We start from the raw sequence: 20,850 nt of genomic DNA on the forward strand, positions 1-20,850 counted from the left end.
CCAACCCGAGCATCCGTAGCTACGGATGGAACCGCCTGTAACAACAACAAGAATGCAGAAGAGGTATCCATGAACATCCAGCAACGCCACTCAGCCGTACCGGCATCCCTGCGCAGCGCCAGCGCCCTTGGTATCGCCATGGCCCTGTGCTCGGCCAATGCCCTGGCTTTCCAGTTCGATACGGGCGTCGAAGGCCTTTCCACCAGTTGGGATAACACCGTCAAGTACAGCAACGCCTGGCGCCTCAACGAGCGGGCGGACAATATCACCGCATCCTCACCCAACCCGAACAGGGACGACGGTGATCGCAACTTCAGCACCGGGCTGATCTCCAACCGCTTCGACCTGCTTTCTCAGTTCGACGTCAAATACCGCGATGTCGGCGCACGGATCAGCGGCTCAGCCTGGTACGACACGGTCTACAACGAGAGCAACGACAACAACTCGCCCGGCACCGCCAACCCGGTGAGCGTCGACTACAACGAGTTCACCGACAAAACCCGCGACCTGCATGGCCGCGACGCGGAACTTCTCGATGCCTTCGTCTACGGCGCGCGCGATATCGGCTCGACTCGCCTTTCTCTGCGCCTCGGCCAGTTCAACCAGACGTACGGCGAGAGCCTGTTCTTCGGCGCCAATGGCATCGCTGCCGCACAAGGGCACGTCGATATCGTCAAGCTACAGTCGGTGCCCGGCTCGCAGTTCAAGGAAATCCTCCTGCCCACCGAGCAGTTCTCCTTCAACTGGCAGCTGACCGACACGATCAGCGTTGGCGCCTACTACCAGTTCGAATGGAACAAGACCCGTCTGCCAAGCTCAGGCAGCTATTTCAGCACTGGCGACTTCATTGGCGAGGGTGCAGAGCGGCTGTTCTTTGCCGGCGGGCCGCTACTGCGCGGTGACGACATCGATGCACGGGATTCCGGCCAATTCGGCGGACAGGTGCGCTTTGCCCTGGATGACTGGGAATTCGGCCTGTACGCGGCGCGCTATCACGAAAAGACCCCTATCTGGTACTTCCGCCCAGGCTTCCTTGGCGGCGACGACAGCTTCATCAACGTCTACCCCGAAGACGTCAAGGTATTCGGCGCCAGCTTCAGCACCACCGTGGGCGAAGCCAACGTAGCCGGCGAACTCTCGATGCGCGTCGACACGCCGCTGGCACCGACCGGCGGCGTGGTGGTGACCGGCGACATGACCGGCGACAACAACAGTAACCCGCTCTACCCGGTTGGCGACTCCCTGCATGCACAGGTCTCGATGATCAACGTGTACGGCGGCTCGGCCCTCTGGGACGGCGCCTCGCTGGCGGGTGAGGTGGCCTTCAACCGCCGCCTGAAAATCAAGCAGAACGCCCAGAACCTCGACCCCAACACCACACGCGATGCCTATTCGCTGCGTTTCACCTTCGAGCCGCAGTACTTCCAGGTGATGCCAGGCGTAGACGTGCAGGTGCCGATCACGGTCGGTTACACCCCTTACGGCCGCTCTTCGGTCACCCCTCAGGCATTCGCGCCAGAGCACGGTGGCGATGTCACCGTGGCGCTCAAGGCCGACTACCAGAAGCAGTGGTACGCCTCGCTCAGCTACACCAACTTCTTCGGTGACGGCGGCCCGGTCATCGACGGCAGCAACAACTACACCTTCGAGCAATCGTTCAAGGACAGAGACTTCGTCGCCTTCTCTATCCAGCGCACTTTCTGATCCACGGAGAACAACAAGATGAAACGACAAGCTCTGCTACTGACTGCCCTGGCCGCCAGCCTGATCGCTGGCCAGACGCTCGCTGCAGTCACGCCCCAGGAAGCCGAGGCGCTGAAAAGTACCCTTACTCCGCTAGGCGCCGAGCGCGCCGGCAATGCCGATGGCAGCATCCCCGCTTGGACGGGCGGGCTGACTGGCGAAGTCGCCGGTGCCAAGTTCGGCGATGTGCCGGCTGATCCGTTCCCAGGCGAAAAACCACTGGTACGCATCACGGCCGCCAACGCCGCCCAGTACGCCGACAAGCTCAGTGAAGGTACCCAGGCGCTGCTGCAGAAGTACCCAAACAGCTTTCATGTCGATGTCTACCCAACCCACCGCAGCGCCGCGGCAGCGCAATGGGTTTATGACAATACGCAAGCCAACGCCACACGCTGCCAGCTGACCGAGAACGGGCTGTCGGTACAGGGCTGCTACGGCGGTATCCCGTTCCCGATTCCAAAGGACGGCAACGAGCTGATCTGGAACTTCCTGCTGCGGGTCGAGGCCGAGTCCATCGAAATGGGTTACCGCAACACCATCGGCAACGCCGACGGCTCGCGCACCCTGGCCAGCCGCGGCGTGGAGAACTGGCAGTATCCGTACTACTACAAAGATGGCAGCGCCGAGAAATGGCCAGGCCAGTACGTACTGCTGCGCTTCCTCACCAACGAACCGCCGTTCAAGGCCGGTGAGTCGCTGGTTACCCACGACAGCATCAACGCCGCCAACCCGCGTGATGCCTGGCAATACCTGGTCGGCCAGCGCCGGGTTCGCAAGGCCCCTACCGTGGGTTACGACACGCCGGACTTCGTCGCCTCGGGGGCCAACTATTTCGACGAAGTGCATGGTTTCATCGGCCACCCGGATCGCTACCAGTGGAAGCTGATCGGCAAGAAGGAAATGTACATCCCCTACAACCTCAACAACTTCCATTCGCTCAAGCCCGACGAGGTCAACACCAAGGACGTGCTCAACCCCGAGAAGATGCGCTGGGAGCTGCACCGTGTCTGGGAAGTGGAAGCCACGGTCGCCCCAGGCAAACGCCATGCGGTACCGAAACGCCGCTTCTACATCGACGAGGACAGCTGGACCATCGCCCTGGCTGATGGCTACGACGCCCAGGGCAAGTTGTGGCGGGTCAATCAGGCGCTGCCGTTCGTGGTGCCGAGCATCCCCGCTGTCGTGGTCAAGCCGGTGGTCATCTACAACCTGCAAGCTGGCACCTACAGCGTGGTGCAAGGGCTCAACGGCGAGCGTTACTCGGTAGTACCACGCAAGCCGGAGAACTTCTTCACCGGCAACGCAGTAGCGTCGGACTCCGTGCGCTGATCCAACGCAGCAAGGGCGGGCACGCCGTGCCCGCCCCTCTTCGAGGTAACCATCGATGCAACGAATCCTACTTGGCGGGCTCTCCCTGGCCTTGTGCCTGAGTGTGGCCAGCACCAACGCGAATGATCAGGCAGTGCCGACCGAACCGCTGCAGCAACCGGCGTTACACAGCCAGTTGGCCCAGCGTTCGCTGATGCTCGACGTGACCCATGCCGGCGATGCGCTGGTAGCGGTTGGCGAGCGCGGCTTCATTCTTCGTTCCGAAGATGGCGGGCAATCCTGGCAGCAGATGGAGGCACCAGTCAGCGTCACGCTGACCCGTGTCACCTTCCCCACTGCCGAACAGGGCTGCGCGGTGGGCCACGCTGGCGTGGTGCTGCACAGCAGTGATGGCGGGCGCAGCTGGCGCCTGCAACTGGACGGTCGGCAGGCCGCGCAACTGATCCAGGTGGCGGCGCAGAAGCGTCTCGAAGCCGAACCCGGCGCGGCCAGCGAACGCCGCGTGGCAGATGCCCGCAACCTGATCGCGGACGGCCCGGACAAACCCTTCCTGGCCGTGCATTTCTTCGACGACCAGCGCGGCATCGTGCTGGGCGCTTACGGCCTGGCATTCGCCACCAGCGATGGCGGCGCGACCTGGCAGCCTATCGACGAGCGCCTGGACAACCCCGGCGCCCTGCACCTCTACGATATCCAGGCCAGCGGCGACAAGCTGTTCATCGCCGGTGAACAAGGCCTGCTGCTGCGCTCCGACGATGGCGGCGCCAGCTTCCAGGCCCTGCAATCACCAGCCAGCGGCACCCTGTTCGGCTTGGTCACCAGCGGCCAGGGCGACCTGCTCGCCTTCGGCCTGCGCGGCAAGAGCTACCTGTCCAGGGACGCCGGCGAGAGCTGGCAGGCCATCGCCAATGCGCAACCCATCACCCTCACCGCCGGTACCCGACTGAGCGACGGCAGCGTGCTGCTGGTCGATGAATCCGGGCGGCTGTTGGTCAGCAAGAACCCACAAGACGGCTTCGTCACCACCACCCTCGCCGAGCCGACCTACCTCACCGGCCTGGTCGAAGTGGCCGGTGGCGGGCTGGTGCTGAGCGGCGCCCGCGGCGCATCACGCCTCAACCTCGATGCCCTGAACCGGAGCGACCCTCGTGAACAGTAAAGCCACCGCCCCCCAGAATGGCAGCGAGAACGCCACCAGCCTGTTCGACCCGCACTCGGGCGGCCTGCCTGAGCGGCTGCTTTTCAGGTACCGGCAGATCATCATCGTCGTGTGCCTGCTGTTCAGTGCCGCACTGGCCTGGCAGGCACAGGATCTGCGCCTGAGCGCCGCCTTCGAGAAGATGATCCCGGTCGGTCATCCTTACATCGAGAACTACTTCAAATACCGCGGCCAGCTTGGCGAAGGCGGCAACACCCTGCGCATCGCCGTGCGCAGCAACAACGGCAGCATCTATGACCCGGCTTACCTGGAAACCCTGAAACAGCTCAACGACGAGCTGTTCCTGATCACCGGGGTGGATCGCCCCTACATGAAATCGCTGTGGACGCCGGCCACCCGCTGGATCGGCGTGACCGAAGAGGGCTTCGACGGCGGCCCGGTGATTCCCGAAGACTACGACGGCTCGGCGGCGAGCATCGAGCAGGTACGCCAGAACGTCGAACGCTCCGGGGAGATCGGCCGCCTGGTCGCCCCCAACCTGCGCTCCAGCGTGATCATCCTGCCGCTGCAGGACGCCGCCACGGCCGGCTCCGACAATGCCCTGGACTACCGAACCCTGTCCAAACAGCTGGACGACTTGCGTGCCAAGTACAGCAACGAGCAGACCAGTATCGCCATCACCGGCTTCGCCAAGGTGGTCGGCGACCTGATGGATGGTCTGGCACTGATGCAGCTGTTCTTCGCAGGCACCCTGCTGATCTGCGCCCTGGTGCTCTACTGGTACACCCGCTGTGTACGCAGCACCCTGCTGGTACTGCTCTGCTCGGTGATCGCCGTGGTGTGGCTGCTCGGCTTGCTGGCGACACTGGGTTACAACCTCGATCCCTACTCGATCCTCGTGCCTTTCCTGATCTTCGCCATCGGCCTGTCCCATGGCGCGCAGAAGATGAACGGCATCATGCAGGACATCGGCCGTGGCGCCGACAAGCTCACCGCCGCGCGGCTGACCTTTCGCCGTCTGTTCCTGACCGGTGCCATGGCGCTGCTGGCCGATGCCGTGGGCTTCGCCGTGCTGATGATCATCAACATCCCGGTGATTCAGGATCTGGCCGTGACCGCCACCATCGGCGTACTGGTGCTGGTGCTCACCAACCTGGTGCTGCTGCCCGTGCTGCTCTCCTACACCGGCGTCAGCAAGACCGCTGCGCGCCGCGAGGCAGTGGCCGAGCAACGCGCGATCAGCGACGAACTGCAGGATCGTCAGGCACTGTGGGCCTTTCTCGACCGTTTCACCCGCCCCGGGCGCTGGAGCAACGGTGCTCTGATCGTCGCGGCTGTACTGGCCCTGGGCGGCTTCGCGGTCAGCCTGCACCTCAAGGTTGGCGACCTCGACCCGGGAGCCCCTGAGCTGCGTGCCGACTCGCGCTACAACCAGGACAACGCCTTCATGGTCAGCAACTACGCGGCCAGCAGCGACAAGTACGTGGTAATGGTGAAAACGCCGCAGTACTACTGCGCCAACTACGAAACTCTGGTCAAGGTCGATGCCCTGGAAGCGCGGCTGCAGCAACTGCCCGGGGTGGTCTCCACCACCTCCCTGGCGGCGCTCAGCAAACAGGCCGCCGCCGGCATGAACGAAGGCAGCCTGACCTGGTACGAGATTCCCCGGAATCAGGGCCTGCTCAACGCCATCATCACCCGTGCACCACGGGAGCTGTTCAACCAGAACTGCGACCTGCTGACCATCAACGTGTTTCTCGCCGACCACAAGGCCGACACCCTGACCCGAGTGGTCAACACCGTCGAAACCTTCGCAGCAGCGAACGACAGCGACAGCCTGCAGTTCATGTCCGCGGCCGGTAACGCCGGTATCGAGGCGGCCACCAATATCGTCGTGAAGAAGGCCAACGTGCAGATGCTGCTGATGGTCTACGCGGCGGTCACCCTGCTCTGCTACATCACCTTCCGCTCCTGGCGCGCGGTGGTCTGCACGGTGCTGCCGCTGATGCTCACCTCGATTCTCTGCGAGGCATTGATGGTGGGCCTGGGCATCGGCCTTAAGGTCGCCACGCTGCCGGTAATCGCGCTCGGGGTGGGGATTGGCGTGGACTACTCGCTGTACATCCTCAGTGTCACGCTGGCCAACCTGCGCCAGGGCATCCCGTTGTCACGGGCGTACTACTTGGCGTTGCTGTCCACCGGCAAGGTGGTGGTACTGACGGGCATAACCCTGGGCATCGCCGTGGCCACCTGGGCGTTCTCGCCGATCAAGTTCCAGGCGGACATGGGCATCCTGCTGGCCTTCATGTTCATCTGGAACATGCTCGGCGCTCTTGTCCTAACTCCTGCTCTAGCGCGATTGCTATTGGCGCGAAGCGACCATCAGCAACCTGTACGAATATAAAACCACATCTGTTGATCTGAATAATTTCCTGAGGCTAGAACATGATTACTAAAGCAAGCTTCAATTGGATTGATCCACTGCTGCTCGATCAGCAGCTCACCGAAGAAGAACGCATGGTGCGCGACAGCGCCGAGCAGTTCGCCGCCGACAAGCTGGCGCCCCGGGTTCTCGAGGCCTTCCGTCATGAGAAGACTGACCCGGCGATTTTCCGTGAGATGGGTGACACCGGTCTGCTCGGCGCGACCATCCCCGAAGTCTACGGCGGTAGCGGTCTCAACTACGTGTGCTATGGCTTGATCGCCCGCGAGGTGGAGCGCATCGATTCCGGTTATCGCTCGATGATGAGTGTGCAGTCGTCGCTGGTGATGGTGCCGATCAATGAGTTCGGCAACGAAGCCACCAAACAGAAGTACCTGCCCAAGCTGGCCACCGGAGAGTACATCGGCTGCTTCGGCCTCACCGAGCCCAACCACGGCTCCGATCCGGGCTCGATGATCACCCGTGCGAAGAAGGTCGACGGCGGCTACCGCTTGAGCGGCAGTAAAATGTGGATCACCAACAGCCCGATCGCCGACGTTTTTGTGGTCTGGGCCAAGGATGACGCCGGCGAGATCCGCGGCTTCGTGCTGGAAAAGGGCTGGGAAGGACTGTCGGCTCCTGCGATCCACGGCAAGGTCGGCCTGCGTGCCTCGATCACCGGCGAGATCGTCATGGACAACGTGTTCTGCCCCGAAGAAAACGCCTTTCCGGACGTGCGCGGCCTGCGCGGCCCGTTCACCTGCCTGAACTCTGCCCGCTACGGTATCAGCTGGGGAGCGCTGGGCGCCGCCGAAGCGTGCTGGCACACCGCGCGTCAGTACACCCTGGATCGTCAGCAGTTCGGTCGCCCGCTGGCTGCCAACCAGTTGATCCAGAAAAAGCTGGCCGACATGCAGACCGAGATCACCCTGGCCCTGCAAGGCTGCCTGCGCCTGGGGCGGATGAAGGATGAAGGTACCGCTGCGGTGGAAATCACCTCGATCATGAAGCGCAACAGCTGCGGCAAGTCGCTGGATATCGCGCGCATGGCCCGCGACATGCTCGGCGGTAACGGCATCAGCGACGAGTTCGGCGTGGCCCGCCATCTGGTCAACCTCGAGGTGGTGAATACCTACGAAGGTACCCATGACGTGCACGCGCTGATTCTTGGCCGCGCGCAGACCGGCATCCAGGCGTTCTTCTAGCGAACAGCTCCACTTTTACGGTGCATCTACTGCGTCAAGTGGTTACCCATAAACCGTACCTAAGGTTTTCAAGGGTTTTAGTTCTAGTAGCGACAGAGTTTGCCTATTAATTTAAACGCTAGGCACTACTTACTGGTTAATGCCCACCCTGAAAACAGTAGCTTTGCGTATGTTCTAAATCGCCAGGCGATCACATTGCGAGGAATCCATGCAATGTGATCGCGTGGCATTCCCCACTCAGATCGAGAACATACCAACCAACCTGCTCATGTCCACCGCAAGGCGTGAAAGCTCAGCGCTCGCAGCAGCGGTTTGGTGGGCTCCCGTTGCGCTCTGGATGGAAAGATCGCGAATGCTCATCAGGTTCCCGTCGACTGATCGGGCAACTTGGGCTTGCTGCTCCGATGCAGTGGCGATCATGAGATTCATTTCGTTGATTTCGTTGATGGCCTTCGCGATCAGACTCAGAGCGGTGCCGGCTTCGTGAGCAATCGTCAGGGTACCGTCAGCCTGCGTGCAACTTTCACTCATGGCTTTCGTCGCCTGCTCTGCCCCCTTGAGAATGCCACCGATCATCTGTTCAATTTCTTGCGTGGATGTTTGCGTTCGATGCGCAAGCGCCCTGACTTCATCGGCTACCACCGCAAAACCGCGTCCTTGCTCTCCCGCTCGCGCAGCTTCGATGGCCGCGTTCAGGGCAAGCAGATTGGTCTGCTCTGCTCGAATAGCCGATCCCATATTCCCATACGCTACACCTCACCTGCAGTTGCCGGCTTTGCGGAACCCAGCCTTGATAGCCTCAGCTTCTGACCCAAATGCCACTTGGTTCTTCGGTAATACTTGGCTGAAGCCGGGGCAGCCGCTAGACAAGTGATAGACATTACTACGCCGATTTCCTATCACTTCGCCTTCTGCGCTCACATCCGCTGACGATCCGACTTGGCGCGCGGCGGCTGCCGACGAGCCTCTCTTGAGCCCATCACCTGTAGGCTTGTACCCCAAACTCCATACTCGCTCACCAGTCACAAAGGCATTCGGGTATCCAACGACCTTCGCGATCCGCTCGTTGCGTTCTACCTCCCAAGAAGTCGGAGGGTACTGCTTGCTCCAGGCCATCAGGAGCTGCTGCTGTTGCCGCGACATGTTCAATCCGTACCGATCGAACATGTAAAACGTTGTGCGAGCAACAAGCCCTTTTACCTCATCACGTGGCTCAGTAGTCCTCGCATCAAAATCAACGCGAGTCGAGCATTGGCCATACTGAGGCGAGACACCAGAGACCATGCCATAGTTGAAGTGCGCGCGATCGCCATTCACTTCTCCCACTGCGGGGTAGAGGTTGTAGAGATCAGCCTCCATCGCCCGGAAAACAGGATCAGTTGCGACGCAGTTCTTACGCCCGCCGTTCTGCCAACACTGCCGCTGATGGCCAAACTGCCAAGCGGGCACAATGTGCTCCCACTCCGTCCTTTCGGCACGGGTCTGCTGCTTCCTGGTTTCGTAGCCGCAAGACTCTGCATCTACTCTTCCCCCAGACTTCCCAACCCACTTCCATTTGCAGCCGCAATAAAGATCACCGACAGGCCCGCCAGCTTGATCGAAAAACACCTCACGCTTTGCGACGACCTTTGCCTCACCAAAACTGGATGGTGCACTAGCGAAGGATGAGGTTACAGCGAAAAAGAGTACCGAAAGGAGGAGAAAAACCTGCTTCATTCTAAAGCTTAATTCTAGGGATCAAGCGCAGCATTATAAGCGGTCTGCCCTCCTCTAGGTCACTATCAAAAAAATGCAACGGGATGTCTTTTCACTTAGACTGTCCATTCAAATAGCAACAAGCCATCGCTAGACATAATCAAAATTTTATTGGGGAGACACCATGTCCAAACTCGCAGAATTCAAAGCGCTTGAAGCCCAGATCGAAGAGCACAAGCAGCGCCTTGCGGCCCTGCAGGGCGACGAAGGCCTTCAGAAAGAAATCGAGTTTGAAAGCAAACTGCGCAAGCTGCTGGCTGAGTACAACTACTCGCTGCCAGCAGTGATCGCTCTGCTCGACCCGGCTGCAGCTAAGGGCCGCAAAGCTGCTGTTGCAGAGAAGCCTGTACGCCGCGAGCGTGCTTTAAAGCGTTACAAAAACCCTAACACTGGTGAAGTTGTTGAGACCAAAGGCGGCAACCATAAAGTACTGAAGAGCTGGAAAGAAGAGCACGGTTCGGATATTGTTGAGAGCTGGACTCAGTAACAGTTAGAAAAAAGGCCGCAGTAGCGGCCTTTTCTTACCTCAAGTTTTGGCGCACAGCCTGAAGACAATCAGGATTGAAGGGCTACTCCACCTAATCCTCAAGCTTGGTACTTATCTGTAACGCCGAGGAAAAACAATTACTGCTTATTTGCTGGACGAGCCGGCAGTGCCTGTAGTGGTGCCGATGGCCGCTGGCTAGTCGCTTTCTTGCTAACATAACCCAGACCTGAGGGTATAATCAGCTACTCAGTTGATCACTAATAACCTCAAGCCAACTACCAATAGGTTTGAAAGTGTCCGCTAGCGAGCCCAGAAACTTAAATGACCTTTTTTATTTTGCAAAGATTATCGAGGCAGGAGGATTCACCTCCGCCAGTCGAATGCTTGGGATCCCTAAATCACGCTTATCACGACGTATTGCAGAGCTTGAAAAGAGCCTAGGCGCTCGTCTTCTGCAGCGAACCACGCGCAAGCTTCAGCTAACTGCTCTAGGCGAGCGATACCTGCGCCACTGCCAAGCGATGGTATTGGAAGCAGATTTAGCTGAGGAGGCCGTCGCGAGTGCTACTAGCGAACCAAGAGGTGTCCTGAGGGTAAGCAGTCCAATTGGGTTAGCCAATAGGTTTCTCACCCCTCTCGTACAGGCCTTCCTCAAAGCCTACCCTGATGTTCAACTTGATCTGCTCCTTGTGAATCGCCGTGTCGACTTGATCAATGAAGGAATTGATGTGGCCCTTCGTGTACGTGAGCCCCATGACGAGGAGCCTAACCTCATCACTCGTCGACTACGAGAGGCACATACCGAAGTGGTTGCCTCGCCTGAGTTTGCCAAAGCAGCCGGAGTCAAACACCCAAGCGAGTTAGCAGACCTTCACTTTCTAGGCGCGACAGACTACGACCGCTTATCGCGTATTCGGTTGCTGGGCCAGAGTGGTGAGAAGTTCGAGCTAGCACTGCAGCCACGGCTGGGAGTTGAGGATTTCGAGATGAGAAAGCAGCTAGCTCTCGCAGGCTTGGGGTTCACAACTTTACCGAAGATGCACTGTGAACCTGAGCTATCAACGGGTCAGCTCGTCCGCCTTCTTCCTGAATGGCACTGCCCACCCGCATGGCTGCAGGCAGCGTATCCACATCGCAAGGGAGTGCTTCCCGTTGTTCGTGCTTGGTTGCATCACCTTGAGCTAGGCTTTCAAGAATGCGGAGACAGGATGCTGTGAAAATGCTCTGGTCAAACCGTACTTAGCCATATATTGAAGCTTGAAGAATGTACAGATCTAAACATGAGTGCGATTAGAGTATTTTTGACGAGTCGTCAAACCTTAAAACTGTATATCCGCATGATAGATAAGGGATTTTTAAGATTTGATCAGTGGTTCGCCTAGGAATCCGGGTCACCTCATGTATTTTGCCAAAGTGATAGAACACGGCGGATTCAGCGCTGCCGGGCAGCAACTAGGCATTCCCAAATCACGTCTGTCACGGCGAGTGGCTGAACTTGAAGCCCGTCTGGGCGTACGTTTGCTGCAGCGCACCACACGCAAGCTGGCACTGACCGAAACCGGTGAACGCTTTCTGAGCCATTGCCAGGCGATGCTGCTTGAAGCCGAGCAAGCGCAGGAGGCGGTAGCGTCACTTGGCAGCGAACCGCGCGGAAGAATTCGCGTGTCCTGCCCCAGCGAACTGGCGCGCGCGGGCCTGCATCAGGTGATCAGCACCTTCCTGCTGAGCTATCCCCTGGTTCAATTGGACATGATCCTCACCAATCGCCGGGTGGACCTAGTGCAGGAAGGCATCGACGTCGCCCTCAGGGTCCGTGATCAAAGTGACGAGGATCCTTCGCTGATTGCCCGTCAGTTGGCGCCGGCCACCGCTTATCTGGTGGCAACTCCGGCCTTGTTGCACAATCACGACATCGTTACCCCGGATGATCTGCAGCAGCTGCCGGCGCTCGGCGCCGTGGGAGTCGACCGGCGCATTCACCACCTGCTGAAGAATCGCAGTGGACTTCGCCGCGAAGTGACTTTCGAAGCGCGTCTGAGCATCGAAGATTTCGACATACGTCGAGAAGCTGCGCTGCAGGGGCTTGGCTTCACCATGCTGCCGCATACCAAATGCGCAACCGACTTGCAGGCTGGTCGACTTGTCCACCTACTGCCAGACTGGGAACTACCCGGTGGCCATTTGCAGGCTGTCTACCCTCATCGACGAGGTATGCTGCCCGCGGTGAGGGCCTGGCTGGAGCATCTGGCGTACGCCGCGACCAACGGCTGGCTGCTGCCTGGAATTGCGAATGAGGGCACCAGGTAGCCCGATCCAGGGAAAGGTGATTTACCCCTTCTTCAATCAAACAGGATACCCGATGACCGCTCGCAAGCCCGCCATTCCCGGCCAGACTGCCCGAATCCTTGCAGTGGTTTTTTTCACCTTTATCGGTTTTCTGTGCGTGGGTCTGCCGCTTGCAGTGCTGCCTGGCTTCGTACTCAACGAACTCGGTTACGGCTCGGTGATGGCAGGCCTGGTGATCAGCCTTCAATATCTGGTGACCCTGGTTTCTCGGCCGGTGACTGGCGTGCTGATCGACCGCATCGGTCCCAAACGGGCAGTGGTGTATGGGCTGGCCGGGGCAGCAGGCAGCGGCGTGCTGACCCTGGCGGCAACCAGCCTGCATGGCGTGTCCGGCGAGTTCGGTTTGGCGTTGCTGTTGGCCGGTCGTGTATCGCTAGGGATTTCCCAGGCGCTGATAGGTACGGGCGCCATCACGTGGGGCATCGGTCGTGTCGGTGCAGAAAACACCGCGCGGGTAATCTCTTGGAACGGCATCGCCTCCTATGGCGCCATCGCCATCGGCGCACCGCTGGGCGTGCTGATGGCCGCCTCGCTCGGCCTCTGGAGTATTGGTTGCGCGATTACCGTGCTAAGCCTTGGGGCGTTCTGGGTTGCCCGCGACAAGCCCGCCATCCCGATCATTCAAGGCAAACGCCTGCCGTTCCACAGTGTATTCCTGGCCATCGCGCCCAATGGTGTGGCGCTCGCGTTGGGCTCCATCGGCTTCGGCACCTTGGCGACCTTCGTCACCCTGTATTACGCCAGTCTTGGCTGGGAGCACGCGGCTTATTGCCTGAGCGCATTCGGCTTGGCATTTATCGCCGCACGCTTGCTGTTCGCCGGGACCATCGAGCGCCGCGGCGGCTATCGGGTCGCGACCATCTGCCTGGCCATCGAGAGCCTCGGGCTGTTGCTGCTGTGGCTCGCACCGAGTCCGGCGCTGGCGCTGTGTGGCGCAGCGCTGACCGGCTTTGGCCTGTCGCTGGTCTACCCGGCACTCGGCGTCGAGGCCATCGGCAATATCCCTGCAGCCAGCCGCAGCTCGGCGCTGGGCGCGTATGCGCTGTTCTTCGACCTGGCGCTTGGCATTGCCGGGCCGCTGATGGGCCTGATTGCCAGCGCCTATGACTACGGCGCGGTTTTCCTGGCCTCCGGCCTGCTCTCACTCATCGGCCTTGGCCTGACGCTCCTGCTGCTGCGCTGGGCTGAGCGGCCTAAAGACGCCTAGCCATGACCCGTGAAGAAATCTTCGCCTTCTGCCTGCAACTGCCGGGCGCGCGCGTCGACTATAAGTGGGGCAGCAATCAGGTGTTCTCCGTGGCGCACAACAAAATGTTCGCCATCGTCGACTTTCTGGGTGACAACCTCGCCTTCAAGGTCGATGACGCATTGTTCCTAGGTTACACGGACCGTCCCGGTATTCGCCCCGCCCCTTACCTTGCTCGTGCCCACTGGATCAGCATGAGCGGTAGCCAACCACCGCTGAACGATGAAGAGCTAGGCGAATTGCTGAAACGTTCGCACCAATTGGTGGTGAGGCGCCTATCCAGGAAGCAGCAAGTCGGCCTGCTGCTCGACCTATGACAGCCCGCGCAGCCAGTTTCCGGTGTACGCGCCATTCAGCAACAGTTGATCAACCCAGAAGAGCTGATGCAGCGCGACGATGAACCAGAACAGCGCCTGATAGGAGCCTTTGCGAGTTTTATGGCGGAACGCCTGCTGCGCCAACAGTGCGCCTGGCCAGCCGCCGGCCAGCTCGACCAAGTGCAAGGTGTTTTCTGGAATACGCTGGCCGCCTTTTTTGGCGCTGCTCTTGTCGCTCCAGTACAGAAAAAAGCACAGCACGCTGGCCACCGGATAAAGCAACAGCGGCCAGAAAGATTGCAAACCCGTCAGCCAACGCAGCGAGCCGATTAACGGCAGGCCGCACAACCCGGCAAAAATGATCAGTTTGGCAAGCGGATTACGCAGCGCCGCTTGTGGCTCGCGGGCAGTACGACTGCGCGGCTTTGGCGCCGGCCGGGGCTTACGGTCAGGCGCGGCTGCCCGCGGCTTCACGCGAATCTGTGGCTGATCGATACTCAGCTCACCCGCGAGCCTAAGGTGCTCGGCACGCATGCGCCCGCGCTCGTCGCGCCCGGCAATAAACAACACGTGATCACCTGAGTTCGGCCGTCGATCACCGCGCATTGCCGAGATATGCGCGAATACCTCGGCGCCCCCTGTTGCGGGCTGGATAAAGCCGAAGCCTTTGTCATCATTCCAGCTCTTTATCCGGCCGGCCTGTTCCTTCATCTGCATGCTCTTCCCTGTCTGGCGAGGCGATCAGCCTTCGGCCGTACTCCAGTCGATTATCCCGAATTGCCAGGTCGCCAGAATCACCAAGCCGAAGGCGATCCGATACCAGGCAAACACTGCGTAACTGTGGTTGGCGATGAATACCAGCAATGCCCGCACCGTCAGCATAGCGACGATAAAGGTAGTGACAAAACCGATAGCGAACATCGGCAAGTCACTCCACTGCAGGATGTCGCGGTACTTGTAGAGCGAGTAGACGGTGGCCGCAATCATCGTCGGCATGGCCAGGAAGAATGAAAATTCAGTAGCCGCCTTGCGCGACAGGCCGAACAGCAGGCCGCCAATGATCGTTGAACCAGAGCGCGACGTGCCTGGGATCAAGGCCAGACACTGCGCAAAGCCGACCTTCAGGGCCAACTTCCAGTCCATGTCGTCGACCGACTCGGCCACGATGCGATGCTGGCGCTTCTCCGCCCACAGCATGATCACGCCACCGATGACCAGAGCGGCGCTGACGGTGATGGGGTTGAACAGCCAGTGCTCGATAAGGTCGGCAAACAGCAAGCCGAGAATCACTGCGGGTATGAAGGCCACCAACACGTTGACCGTAAAACGCCGCGCCACCGGATCACTGCCCAGCCCGGCTACTACCGAGGTAATACGCTGGCGGAACTCCCACATCACCGCAAGAATAGCGCCGAGCTGGATGATGATCTTGAACGCCGTGGCGCGCTCGCCATTGAACGACAGCAAATCGCCGACCACGATCAGGTGACCGGTGCTGGAAATCGGCAGAAACTCGGTGAGGCCTTCGACGATACCCAGGATGAGTGCCTGAAATGCGAGCCAACTATCCATTGGAACTCCTGCGAGCGCGCCAGATAGACTGGCTGAAAAGGGGGTGATTCTCGGACTGGGGCAGTTGGAGGAGGTTCCAGCATGGCCGAAAAAAGCGGCAGTTATAAACCAGATATTTTCACTTTCATACTGCTATCAACAGCGTCTCGCAAACCGCCCGGATTCTGGCGCCTCACGCGGCGAGACGAGCGCCATGCCACGGGATAGAATGCGCGCCCTTACATGACCATTCGCTTAGAGACTCCATGTCACCACTTGAAGCCTGCGCGTCACTGCTTGGCCTGATTGCAGTCTGGCTGACCGTACGCCAAAACCCTTTGTGCTGGCCTATCGGCCTGGTCATGGTGGTGCTCTACGCCTGGGTGTTTTTTCAGGCCAGGCTGTATTCCAACGCGCTGCTGCAGTTCGTCTATGCCGCCCTGCAGTTATACGGGTGGTGGCACTGGACGCGAGGCGAGCGGCCCGATGAACGACTGCACGTCTCGCGCCTTGGCCTGCTGCAGATTGGCTCCGGCTTGGCGCTGGGTCTAGTCGGTTCGCTCGCGCTGGGCATGCTGATGGTCAGCTACACCGATGCCAGCGCGCCATGGCAGGACGCCACGCTCTGCGCCTTCAGCCTGGTCGCGCAACTGTGGATGGCCAGGAAACGACTGCAATGCTGGCTGTTGTGGATCGTCCTCGACCTGCTGTTCGTTGCACTGTTCATCGAGCAAGCGCTCTACTCTACCGCAGCCCTATACGGCCTTTTCACCTTACTGGCCTGCCACGGCTGGCTGACGTGGCGACGCGAACTGGCTGAGCGCACATCATGAAAGTGTTGGTATTGACCGGCCCGGAGTCCAGCGGCAAAAGCTGGCTAGCCAACGAACTGCATCAGCGCTTCGGGGGAATCGTCGTCGGTGAGTACGTGCGCCACTTCATCGACAGCAATCAACGCGACACCTGTTACGCCGATATATCGACGATCGCCAGAGGCCAGCTCGAATGGGAAGACGCGGCGCGAGCCGAGCGCCCTCACCTGTTGATTCTCGATACTCATCTGCTGAGCAACATCCTCTGGAGTCGCGAGCTTTTCGGCGACTGCCCCGGCTGGATGGAACCCGCGTTGCTCGAGCGGGAATATCATTTGCACCTGTTGCTCGACCCTCGCGGCGTCGAGTGGGTCAGCGATGGTCAGCGCTGCCAGCCAGATCTGGCTCAGCGAGTAGCGTTTCATCAGGCTTGTGCCGACTGGCTCGAGAGCAATGAGCAGCCGGTACTGGAAGTCGCCGGAACCTGGAGCGAACGTCAGCAAGCAGTCATGCAACGAGTTGAAGCCTGGCTGACAAACTAAACAGTGAAAAACCACACAAACCTCGCGGCATGCAGGCGTGGCATCTTGCCATTATTCACAGGTATGGGCATAAAGGAGCACGACTAGAAGACCGCAACAAGGACGTACCCGATGCGCTTTATTCGCCGCACCGTGAAGATCATTCTGCTACTTTTGCTGATCGCCCTCCTCACCGTCGTCTACTTCATTGCTTACCCTAGCCTGCCCGCCTACAAACCGGCTGAAAAGCTCCATTACCTGGGGCAATGGAGCGACCGAGACCGTCAGTTTTATTACTACACGCCCCAAGGCACGCGTGTTAAGGGCCTGCAATACGCCTGGTTCCCGGCACTGGAACAGCCGTTCGGCAAGAGCAAGTTCGCCGCACCCGAGTACCTGGCACGCTTCGGTTTTCTCATCCAGCCGGGGCAGAAAGCCACACCGCTCAATCCGGGCAACTTGCCGGTAGGTTTCGCCCGCCATCAGGACGACGAAAGCGGCGTCCAGTACCTGGACATCACCTGCTCTGCCTGCCACACCGGTGAATTGCGCTACAAAGGGCAGGCCGTGCGCATTGACGGCGGCGCTGCGCTGCACTCCCTGGCGTCTACCGTACCGACTATCAAGGGCGGCAGCTTCGGCCAGTCGCTCGGCATGAGCATGGCGTTCACCTATTACAATCCACTGAAATTCCGCCGCTTCGCCCATGAGGTATTGAGTGAAGACTATGAGCGCGATTACGACACGCTACGCGTCGAGTTCAAGGCGGTACTCGACCGGTTGCTCAGCACTGCCTACAACGACTGGCATCGAGGGCTCTACCCGACCGAAGAAGGTTTCGGCCGTACCGATGCGTTCGGCCGCATCGCCAATACCACCTTTGGTGACAGCATCGACGCCGCCAACTATCGCGTTGCCGATGCACCGGTCAGCTATCCGCACCTGTGGGACATCTGGAAATTCGATTGGGTGCAATGGAACGGCTCAGCCATGCAGCCGATGGCGCGCAACGTTGGCGAAGCCCTTGGCGTTGGCGCCACCTTGCACCTGCTCGACGATACCGGCCAGGCCGTTCCGGAAGATCAACGTTATGCCTCCAGTGTTCGCATCAGCGATCTCTATGAACTGGAGGAAACGCTCAAGCGCCTGCGGCCGCCTGCGTGGCCTGAACAGGTCTTCGGCAAGGTGGATATTGGCTTGGCCAGCCAGGGACGCGCTCTGTTCAACGAGAACTGCGCCCATTGTCACTCGCCAAAGGTAGTCCCACCCGCCCAGCGCGTGGCCCCAGAGCGCGATCCCGAATGGCACATGCGGATCATCCCGACCGAGATCGTCGGTACCGACGCCACCACCGCTGACAACATTGCCGACCATCGCTTCGACATCAGCAAGCTGGGATGGAAAAAAGCCGAGCTGGCGAAACTCGACGTCAAACTGTTCAGCAACAGCCTCGACAAGATCGACTTCAGCGCTGTTTCAACCGCCGAGGCGCTGGCTTACGTTACGGCATACGTCGAAGAGCGTGCCTATCGCGACAACGGCATCACTGCAGAACAGCGCAGGCGCATGGACGGCTATGGCCTGCCTATCGGCGTTCAAGAGGTCCGCGGCTACAAAGCGCGGCCACTGGATGCGATCTGGGCCACGCCGCCATTTCTACACAACGGCTCGGTACCGTCACTTTTTCATTTGCTGTCGCCGATATCTGAGCGCCCAGCCCGCTTCTGGGTGGGCAATTTCGAGTTCGATCCCCAACACGTTGGCTTCGTCAGTGAAAAGTTTTCCGGCGGCTTCCTCTTCGATACCCGTATCAAAGGCAACAGCAATCGCGGTCATGAATTCCGCGATGGCTGCCGCAATAACGGGGTGATCGGTCGTGGCCTGCAGCCGGAAGAACGCTGGGCATTGGTCGAGTACCTCAAGGTGCTCGGTAATCCACGACTGGAAAAACGATTGCGCGACATGCCGGGAAAACCCTGGAACCCGGGCCAGCTCTGCCAGGGCAGCGTGACAGCTAACCACAAGGATTCCGACGATGTTTAAACGTTTTTGGCTTTGGCTCGGCCGGTTCCTGGGTAGAACCTTACTGGTGTTACTGGTGGTTGGCCTCGCCGGCTGGGGCATCGCCGAAGCGTACTACAGCTGGAAGTTCTCAGGCCCGGTCGCCAGCGAAGAGCAGATTCCCGCAGATGAGGCAGGCTATACCGCGGGTATCATCGAAGATGCGATCCGCGTGGTCGAACAGCATCGCGATAACACTCGTGTGTTACGCGACGCTCACGCCAAGGCCCACGGCTGCGTGAAGGCCGAGGTCACCGTAAGAGCAGACCTCGAGGAAACACTGCGTCATGGTGTTCTCAGCGAACCTGGCAAAAGCTGGCAGGCCTGGATGCGCTTATCCAATGGAAACGCCTACCCGCAGTTCGACCGAGCTCGTGACGCCAGGGGCATGGCCATCAAGCTGCTCGACGTTCCAGGCGGCAAGCTGCTCGCCAACCCCCGGCACGCCAGGGAGCAGGATTTAGTGATGTTCAATCACCCTGCCTTCTTCGTGCGTGACGTGGCCGAGTACCAGAGCAACTTTGCCGCTCAGGCAGACGGAAAGAAAGCTTTGGCCTTCTTCCCTAGCTGGGACCCGCGCAGCTGGGAGATCCGTCACTTGGCGATTGCCCTGAAAACGCTGTCACCAGCGCCCAACAGCCCGGTGGAAACCACCTACAACTCCATCGCACCGTTTAAGTTGGGGCCACACAATATCAAGTATAGGGTCACTCCCACGCCGGAAAATTGCCCGAGCTACGCCATTCCCAAGCCCAACACCGATCTGCCCAATTTTCTGCGTAGCTCGCTGTACCAGCAGCTGTCGCTGGATCGCATGCCGGCCTGCTTTGCCCTGCAGGTGCAACGGCAAAACCCGGATTACTACATGCCGATCGAGGACCCCAGCGTGGAATGGGACGAGCGAGTTTCACCGTTCGAAACCGTTGCCGACATCCGCCTGCACGCCCAGGATTTCGATAGCGCAGAGCAAAACCTGTTTTGCGACAACCTGTCCTTCAACCCTTGGCATGCCCTACCGGAACATCGCCCCATCGGCGGCATCAACCGACTGCGCAAGGCAGTTTACGAAGCGATCAGCGTCTACCGCCATGACCGTAACGCCGTCCAGGCTCAGTGAGCGCCCTACGGCACGAACAGGCTGTTAGAATCGCAGCCTGTTCGCACTGTAGATAAAGAGGCTGGCCTTGGAACTGTTCAAAGAATTCATCTTCGAAGCCGCCCACCGGCTCCCTCATGTACCGGAAGGTCACAAATGCGCACGCCTGCATGGCCATTCGTTCCGCATCGCGGTCTATATCGAGGGTGACGTCGACCCACATACTGGCTGGATACGCGACTTTTCCGAGATAAAGGCCATCTTCAAGCCGATCTATGAACAACTGGACCACAACTATCTCAACGACATCCCTGGTCTGGAAAACCCGACCAGCGAGGTGCTTGCCAAATGGGTATGGCAGCAACTCAAGCCATTACTACCCGAACTGTCGCGCATCCGTATTCACGAGACCTGCAGCAGCGGCTGCGAGTATCGTGGCGACTGACACAGCCTGTTATGCAGAGCGATCTCTATGCGGGTTTTCATCGGCCGGCGTACGTCTAGAACCCCTCGCGATGGGGGCCTAAAAAGGACAACTGCCGGACTCACTGCATTAGCAGAGTACACACCAAACAACGAAGCCCGCTATATGCGGGCTTCGTTGTTGTTGAGCTCGGTAGCTACTTGGATATCGCTGCGCTTATCGTCGGTACGTTCTTCGTGCGTAACCGAGCGGCTGCAAACTCAAATCCCTGCCCCGGGTTACGCCTTCGGCTAACCCAGGCTATAAAACCTCCACGCTCGCGTAGGGTGGAAGACGCTCCACCCTTCCACCACAAGATCGCCACTGCCCTCACCTG

General features: G+C 59.6%; 18 protein-coding genes and 1 pseudogene. 15 read left to right on the top strand and 4 right to left on the bottom strand.

The annotated features are described in order from the left end of the window. The first annotated feature begins 69 nt into the window (after positions 1–69). Genes BLS60_RS15965 through BLS60_RS15985 form a run of 5 tightly spaced genes read left to right on the top strand, consistent with a single transcriptional unit; the run spans position 70 to position 7,858 of the window. Positions 70–1,704: a DUF1302 domain-containing protein gene (locus tag BLS60_RS15965; RefSeq protein ID WP_092369933.1), complete on the top strand. Its 1,635-nt coding sequence runs from the start codon at positions 70–72 to the stop codon at positions 1,702–1,704. Positions 1,705–1,722: 18 nt separating this feature from the next. Continuing rightward, positions 1,723–3,072 carry a DUF1329 domain-containing protein gene (locus BLS60_RS15970; RefSeq protein WP_092369936.1) on the top strand — a complete coding sequence of 450 codons (1,350 nt, stop codon included), beginning with the start codon at positions 1,723–1,725 and terminating at the stop codon, positions 3,070–3,072. Between the two features lie 55 nt (positions 3,073–3,127). Further along, a complete protein-coding gene (locus tag BLS60_RS15975; protein WP_092369939.1) occupies positions 3,128–4,231 on the top strand; it encodes a WD40/YVTN/BNR-like repeat-containing protein in 1,104 nt (367 codons plus the stop codon). After that, positions 4,221–6,635 carry an efflux RND transporter permease subunit gene (locus tag BLS60_RS15980; protein ID WP_092369942.1) on the top strand — a complete coding sequence of 805 codons (2,415 nt, stop codon included), beginning with the start codon at positions 4,221–4,223 and terminating at the stop codon, positions 6,633–6,635. Before BLS60_RS15975 ends, BLS60_RS15980 begins: the two co-directional genes overlap by 11 nt. Before the next feature lie 41 nt (positions 6,636–6,676). After that, the gene (locus tag BLS60_RS15985; protein ID WP_092369945.1) at positions 6,677–7,858 is read left to right on the top strand and encodes an acyl-CoA dehydrogenase; all 1,182 of its coding nucleotides are present in this window, start codon (positions 6,677–6,679) and stop codon (positions 7,856–7,858) included. A 237-nt stretch (positions 7,859–8,095) separates the two neighbouring features. On the opposite strand, the pseudogene BLS60_RS15990 reads toward BLS60_RS15985, so the two are convergent. Continuing rightward, positions 8,096–8,578, bottom strand: a pseudogene (locus BLS60_RS15990) (methyl-accepting chemotaxis protein); the annotation flags it as partial. 36 nt (positions 8,579–8,614) lie between these two features. Next, positions 8,615–9,574: an endonuclease gene (locus tag BLS60_RS15995; RefSeq protein ID WP_092369948.1), complete on the bottom strand. Its 960-nt coding sequence runs from the start codon at positions 9,572–9,574 to the stop codon at positions 8,615–8,617. A gap of 163 nt (positions 9,575–9,737) precedes the next feature. Between BLS60_RS15995 and BLS60_RS16000 the strand changes: the two genes are divergently transcribed. From BLS60_RS16000 to BLS60_RS16020, 5 genes are all read left to right on the top strand, one after another. Further along, positions 9,738–10,100, top strand: coding sequence for a histone-like nucleoid-structuring protein, MvaT/MvaU family (locus BLS60_RS16000; protein WP_092369951.1), 363 nt, complete (start codon positions 9,738–9,740; stop codon positions 10,098–10,100). Positions 10,101–10,393: 293 nt separating this feature from the next. Next, complete coding sequence (locus BLS60_RS16005; protein ID WP_092369954.1) at positions 10,394–11,317, top strand: LysR substrate-binding domain-containing protein; 924 nt, start codon at positions 10,394–10,396, stop codon at positions 11,315–11,317. Positions 11,318–11,498: 181 nt separating this feature from the next. Continuing rightward, a complete protein-coding gene (locus BLS60_RS16010) occupies positions 11,499–12,407 on the top strand; it encodes a LysR substrate-binding domain-containing protein (protein WP_092369957.1) in 909 nt (302 codons plus the stop codon). Positions 12,408–12,459: 52 nt separating this feature from the next. Then, on the top strand, positions 12,460–13,653 hold the full coding sequence (locus BLS60_RS16015; protein ID WP_092369959.1) for an MFS transporter: 1,194 nt from the start codon (positions 12,460–12,462) through the stop codon (positions 13,651–13,653). Positions 13,654–13,655: 2 nt separating this feature from the next. Continuing rightward, positions 13,656–14,009 carry an MmcQ/YjbR family DNA-binding protein gene (locus BLS60_RS16020; RefSeq protein ID WP_092369962.1) on the top strand — a complete coding sequence of 118 codons (354 nt, stop codon included), beginning with the start codon at positions 13,656–13,658 and terminating at the stop codon, positions 14,007–14,009. On the opposite strand, the gene BLS60_RS16025 is transcribed toward BLS60_RS16020, so the two are convergent. Both BLS60_RS16025 and BLS60_RS16030 read right to left on the bottom strand, forming a co-directional pair. Further along, a complete protein-coding gene (locus tag BLS60_RS16025; RefSeq protein ID WP_092369965.1) occupies positions 14,004–14,726 on the bottom strand; it encodes a DUF1294 domain-containing protein in 723 nt (240 codons plus the stop codon). The two genes, BLS60_RS16020 and BLS60_RS16025, sit on opposite strands and share 6 nt — an antisense overlap. A 24-nt stretch (positions 14,727–14,750) precedes the next feature. Further along, complete coding sequence (locus tag BLS60_RS16030) at positions 14,751–15,581, bottom strand: undecaprenyl-diphosphate phosphatase (RefSeq protein WP_070883029.1); 831 nt, start codon at positions 15,579–15,581, stop codon at positions 14,751–14,753. Positions 15,582–15,826: 245 nt separating this feature from the next. Here BLS60_RS16030 and pnuC point away from each other — a divergent pair, with 245 nt between their 5' ends. The 5 genes from pnuC (at position 15,827) to queD (ending at position 20,495) form a co-directional block, all read left to right on the top strand. Then, the gene (pnuC, locus tag BLS60_RS16035; RefSeq protein WP_092369968.1) at positions 15,827–16,393 is read left to right on the top strand and encodes a nicotinamide riboside transporter PnuC; all 567 of its coding nucleotides are present in this window, start codon (positions 15,827–15,829) and stop codon (positions 16,391–16,393) included. After that, positions 16,390–16,914 (top strand): AAA family ATPase, encoded by a 525-nt coding sequence (locus BLS60_RS16040; protein WP_070883027.1) that lies wholly within the window; start codon positions 16,390–16,392, stop codon positions 16,912–16,914. Before pnuC ends, BLS60_RS16040 begins: the two co-directional genes overlap by 4 nt. Positions 16,915–17,025: 111 nt before the next feature. Next, entirely contained in the window at positions 17,026–18,936 is a 1,911-nt protein-coding gene (locus BLS60_RS16045; RefSeq protein WP_092369971.1) for a di-heme-cytochrome C peroxidase, read from the top strand. Beyond that, entirely contained in the window at positions 18,929–20,071 is a 1,143-nt protein-coding gene (locus BLS60_RS16050; RefSeq protein WP_092369974.1) for a catalase family protein, read from the top strand. The genes BLS60_RS16045 and BLS60_RS16050 overlap by 8 nt, the downstream gene beginning before the upstream one ends. A 67-nt stretch (positions 20,072–20,138) precedes the next feature. Further along, the gene (queD, locus tag BLS60_RS16055) at positions 20,139–20,495 is read left to right on the top strand and encodes a 6-carboxytetrahydropterin synthase QueD (protein WP_083328728.1); all 357 of its coding nucleotides are present in this window, start codon (positions 20,139–20,141) and stop codon (positions 20,493–20,495) included. Positions 20,496–20,850 lie beyond the last annotated feature (355 nt).

This window comes from Phytopseudomonas seleniipraecipitans (genome assembly GCF_900102335.1).
Taxonomy (GTDB): Bacteria; Pseudomonadota; Gammaproteobacteria; order Pseudomonadales; family Pseudomonadaceae; genus Aquipseudomonas; species Aquipseudomonas seleniipraecipitans.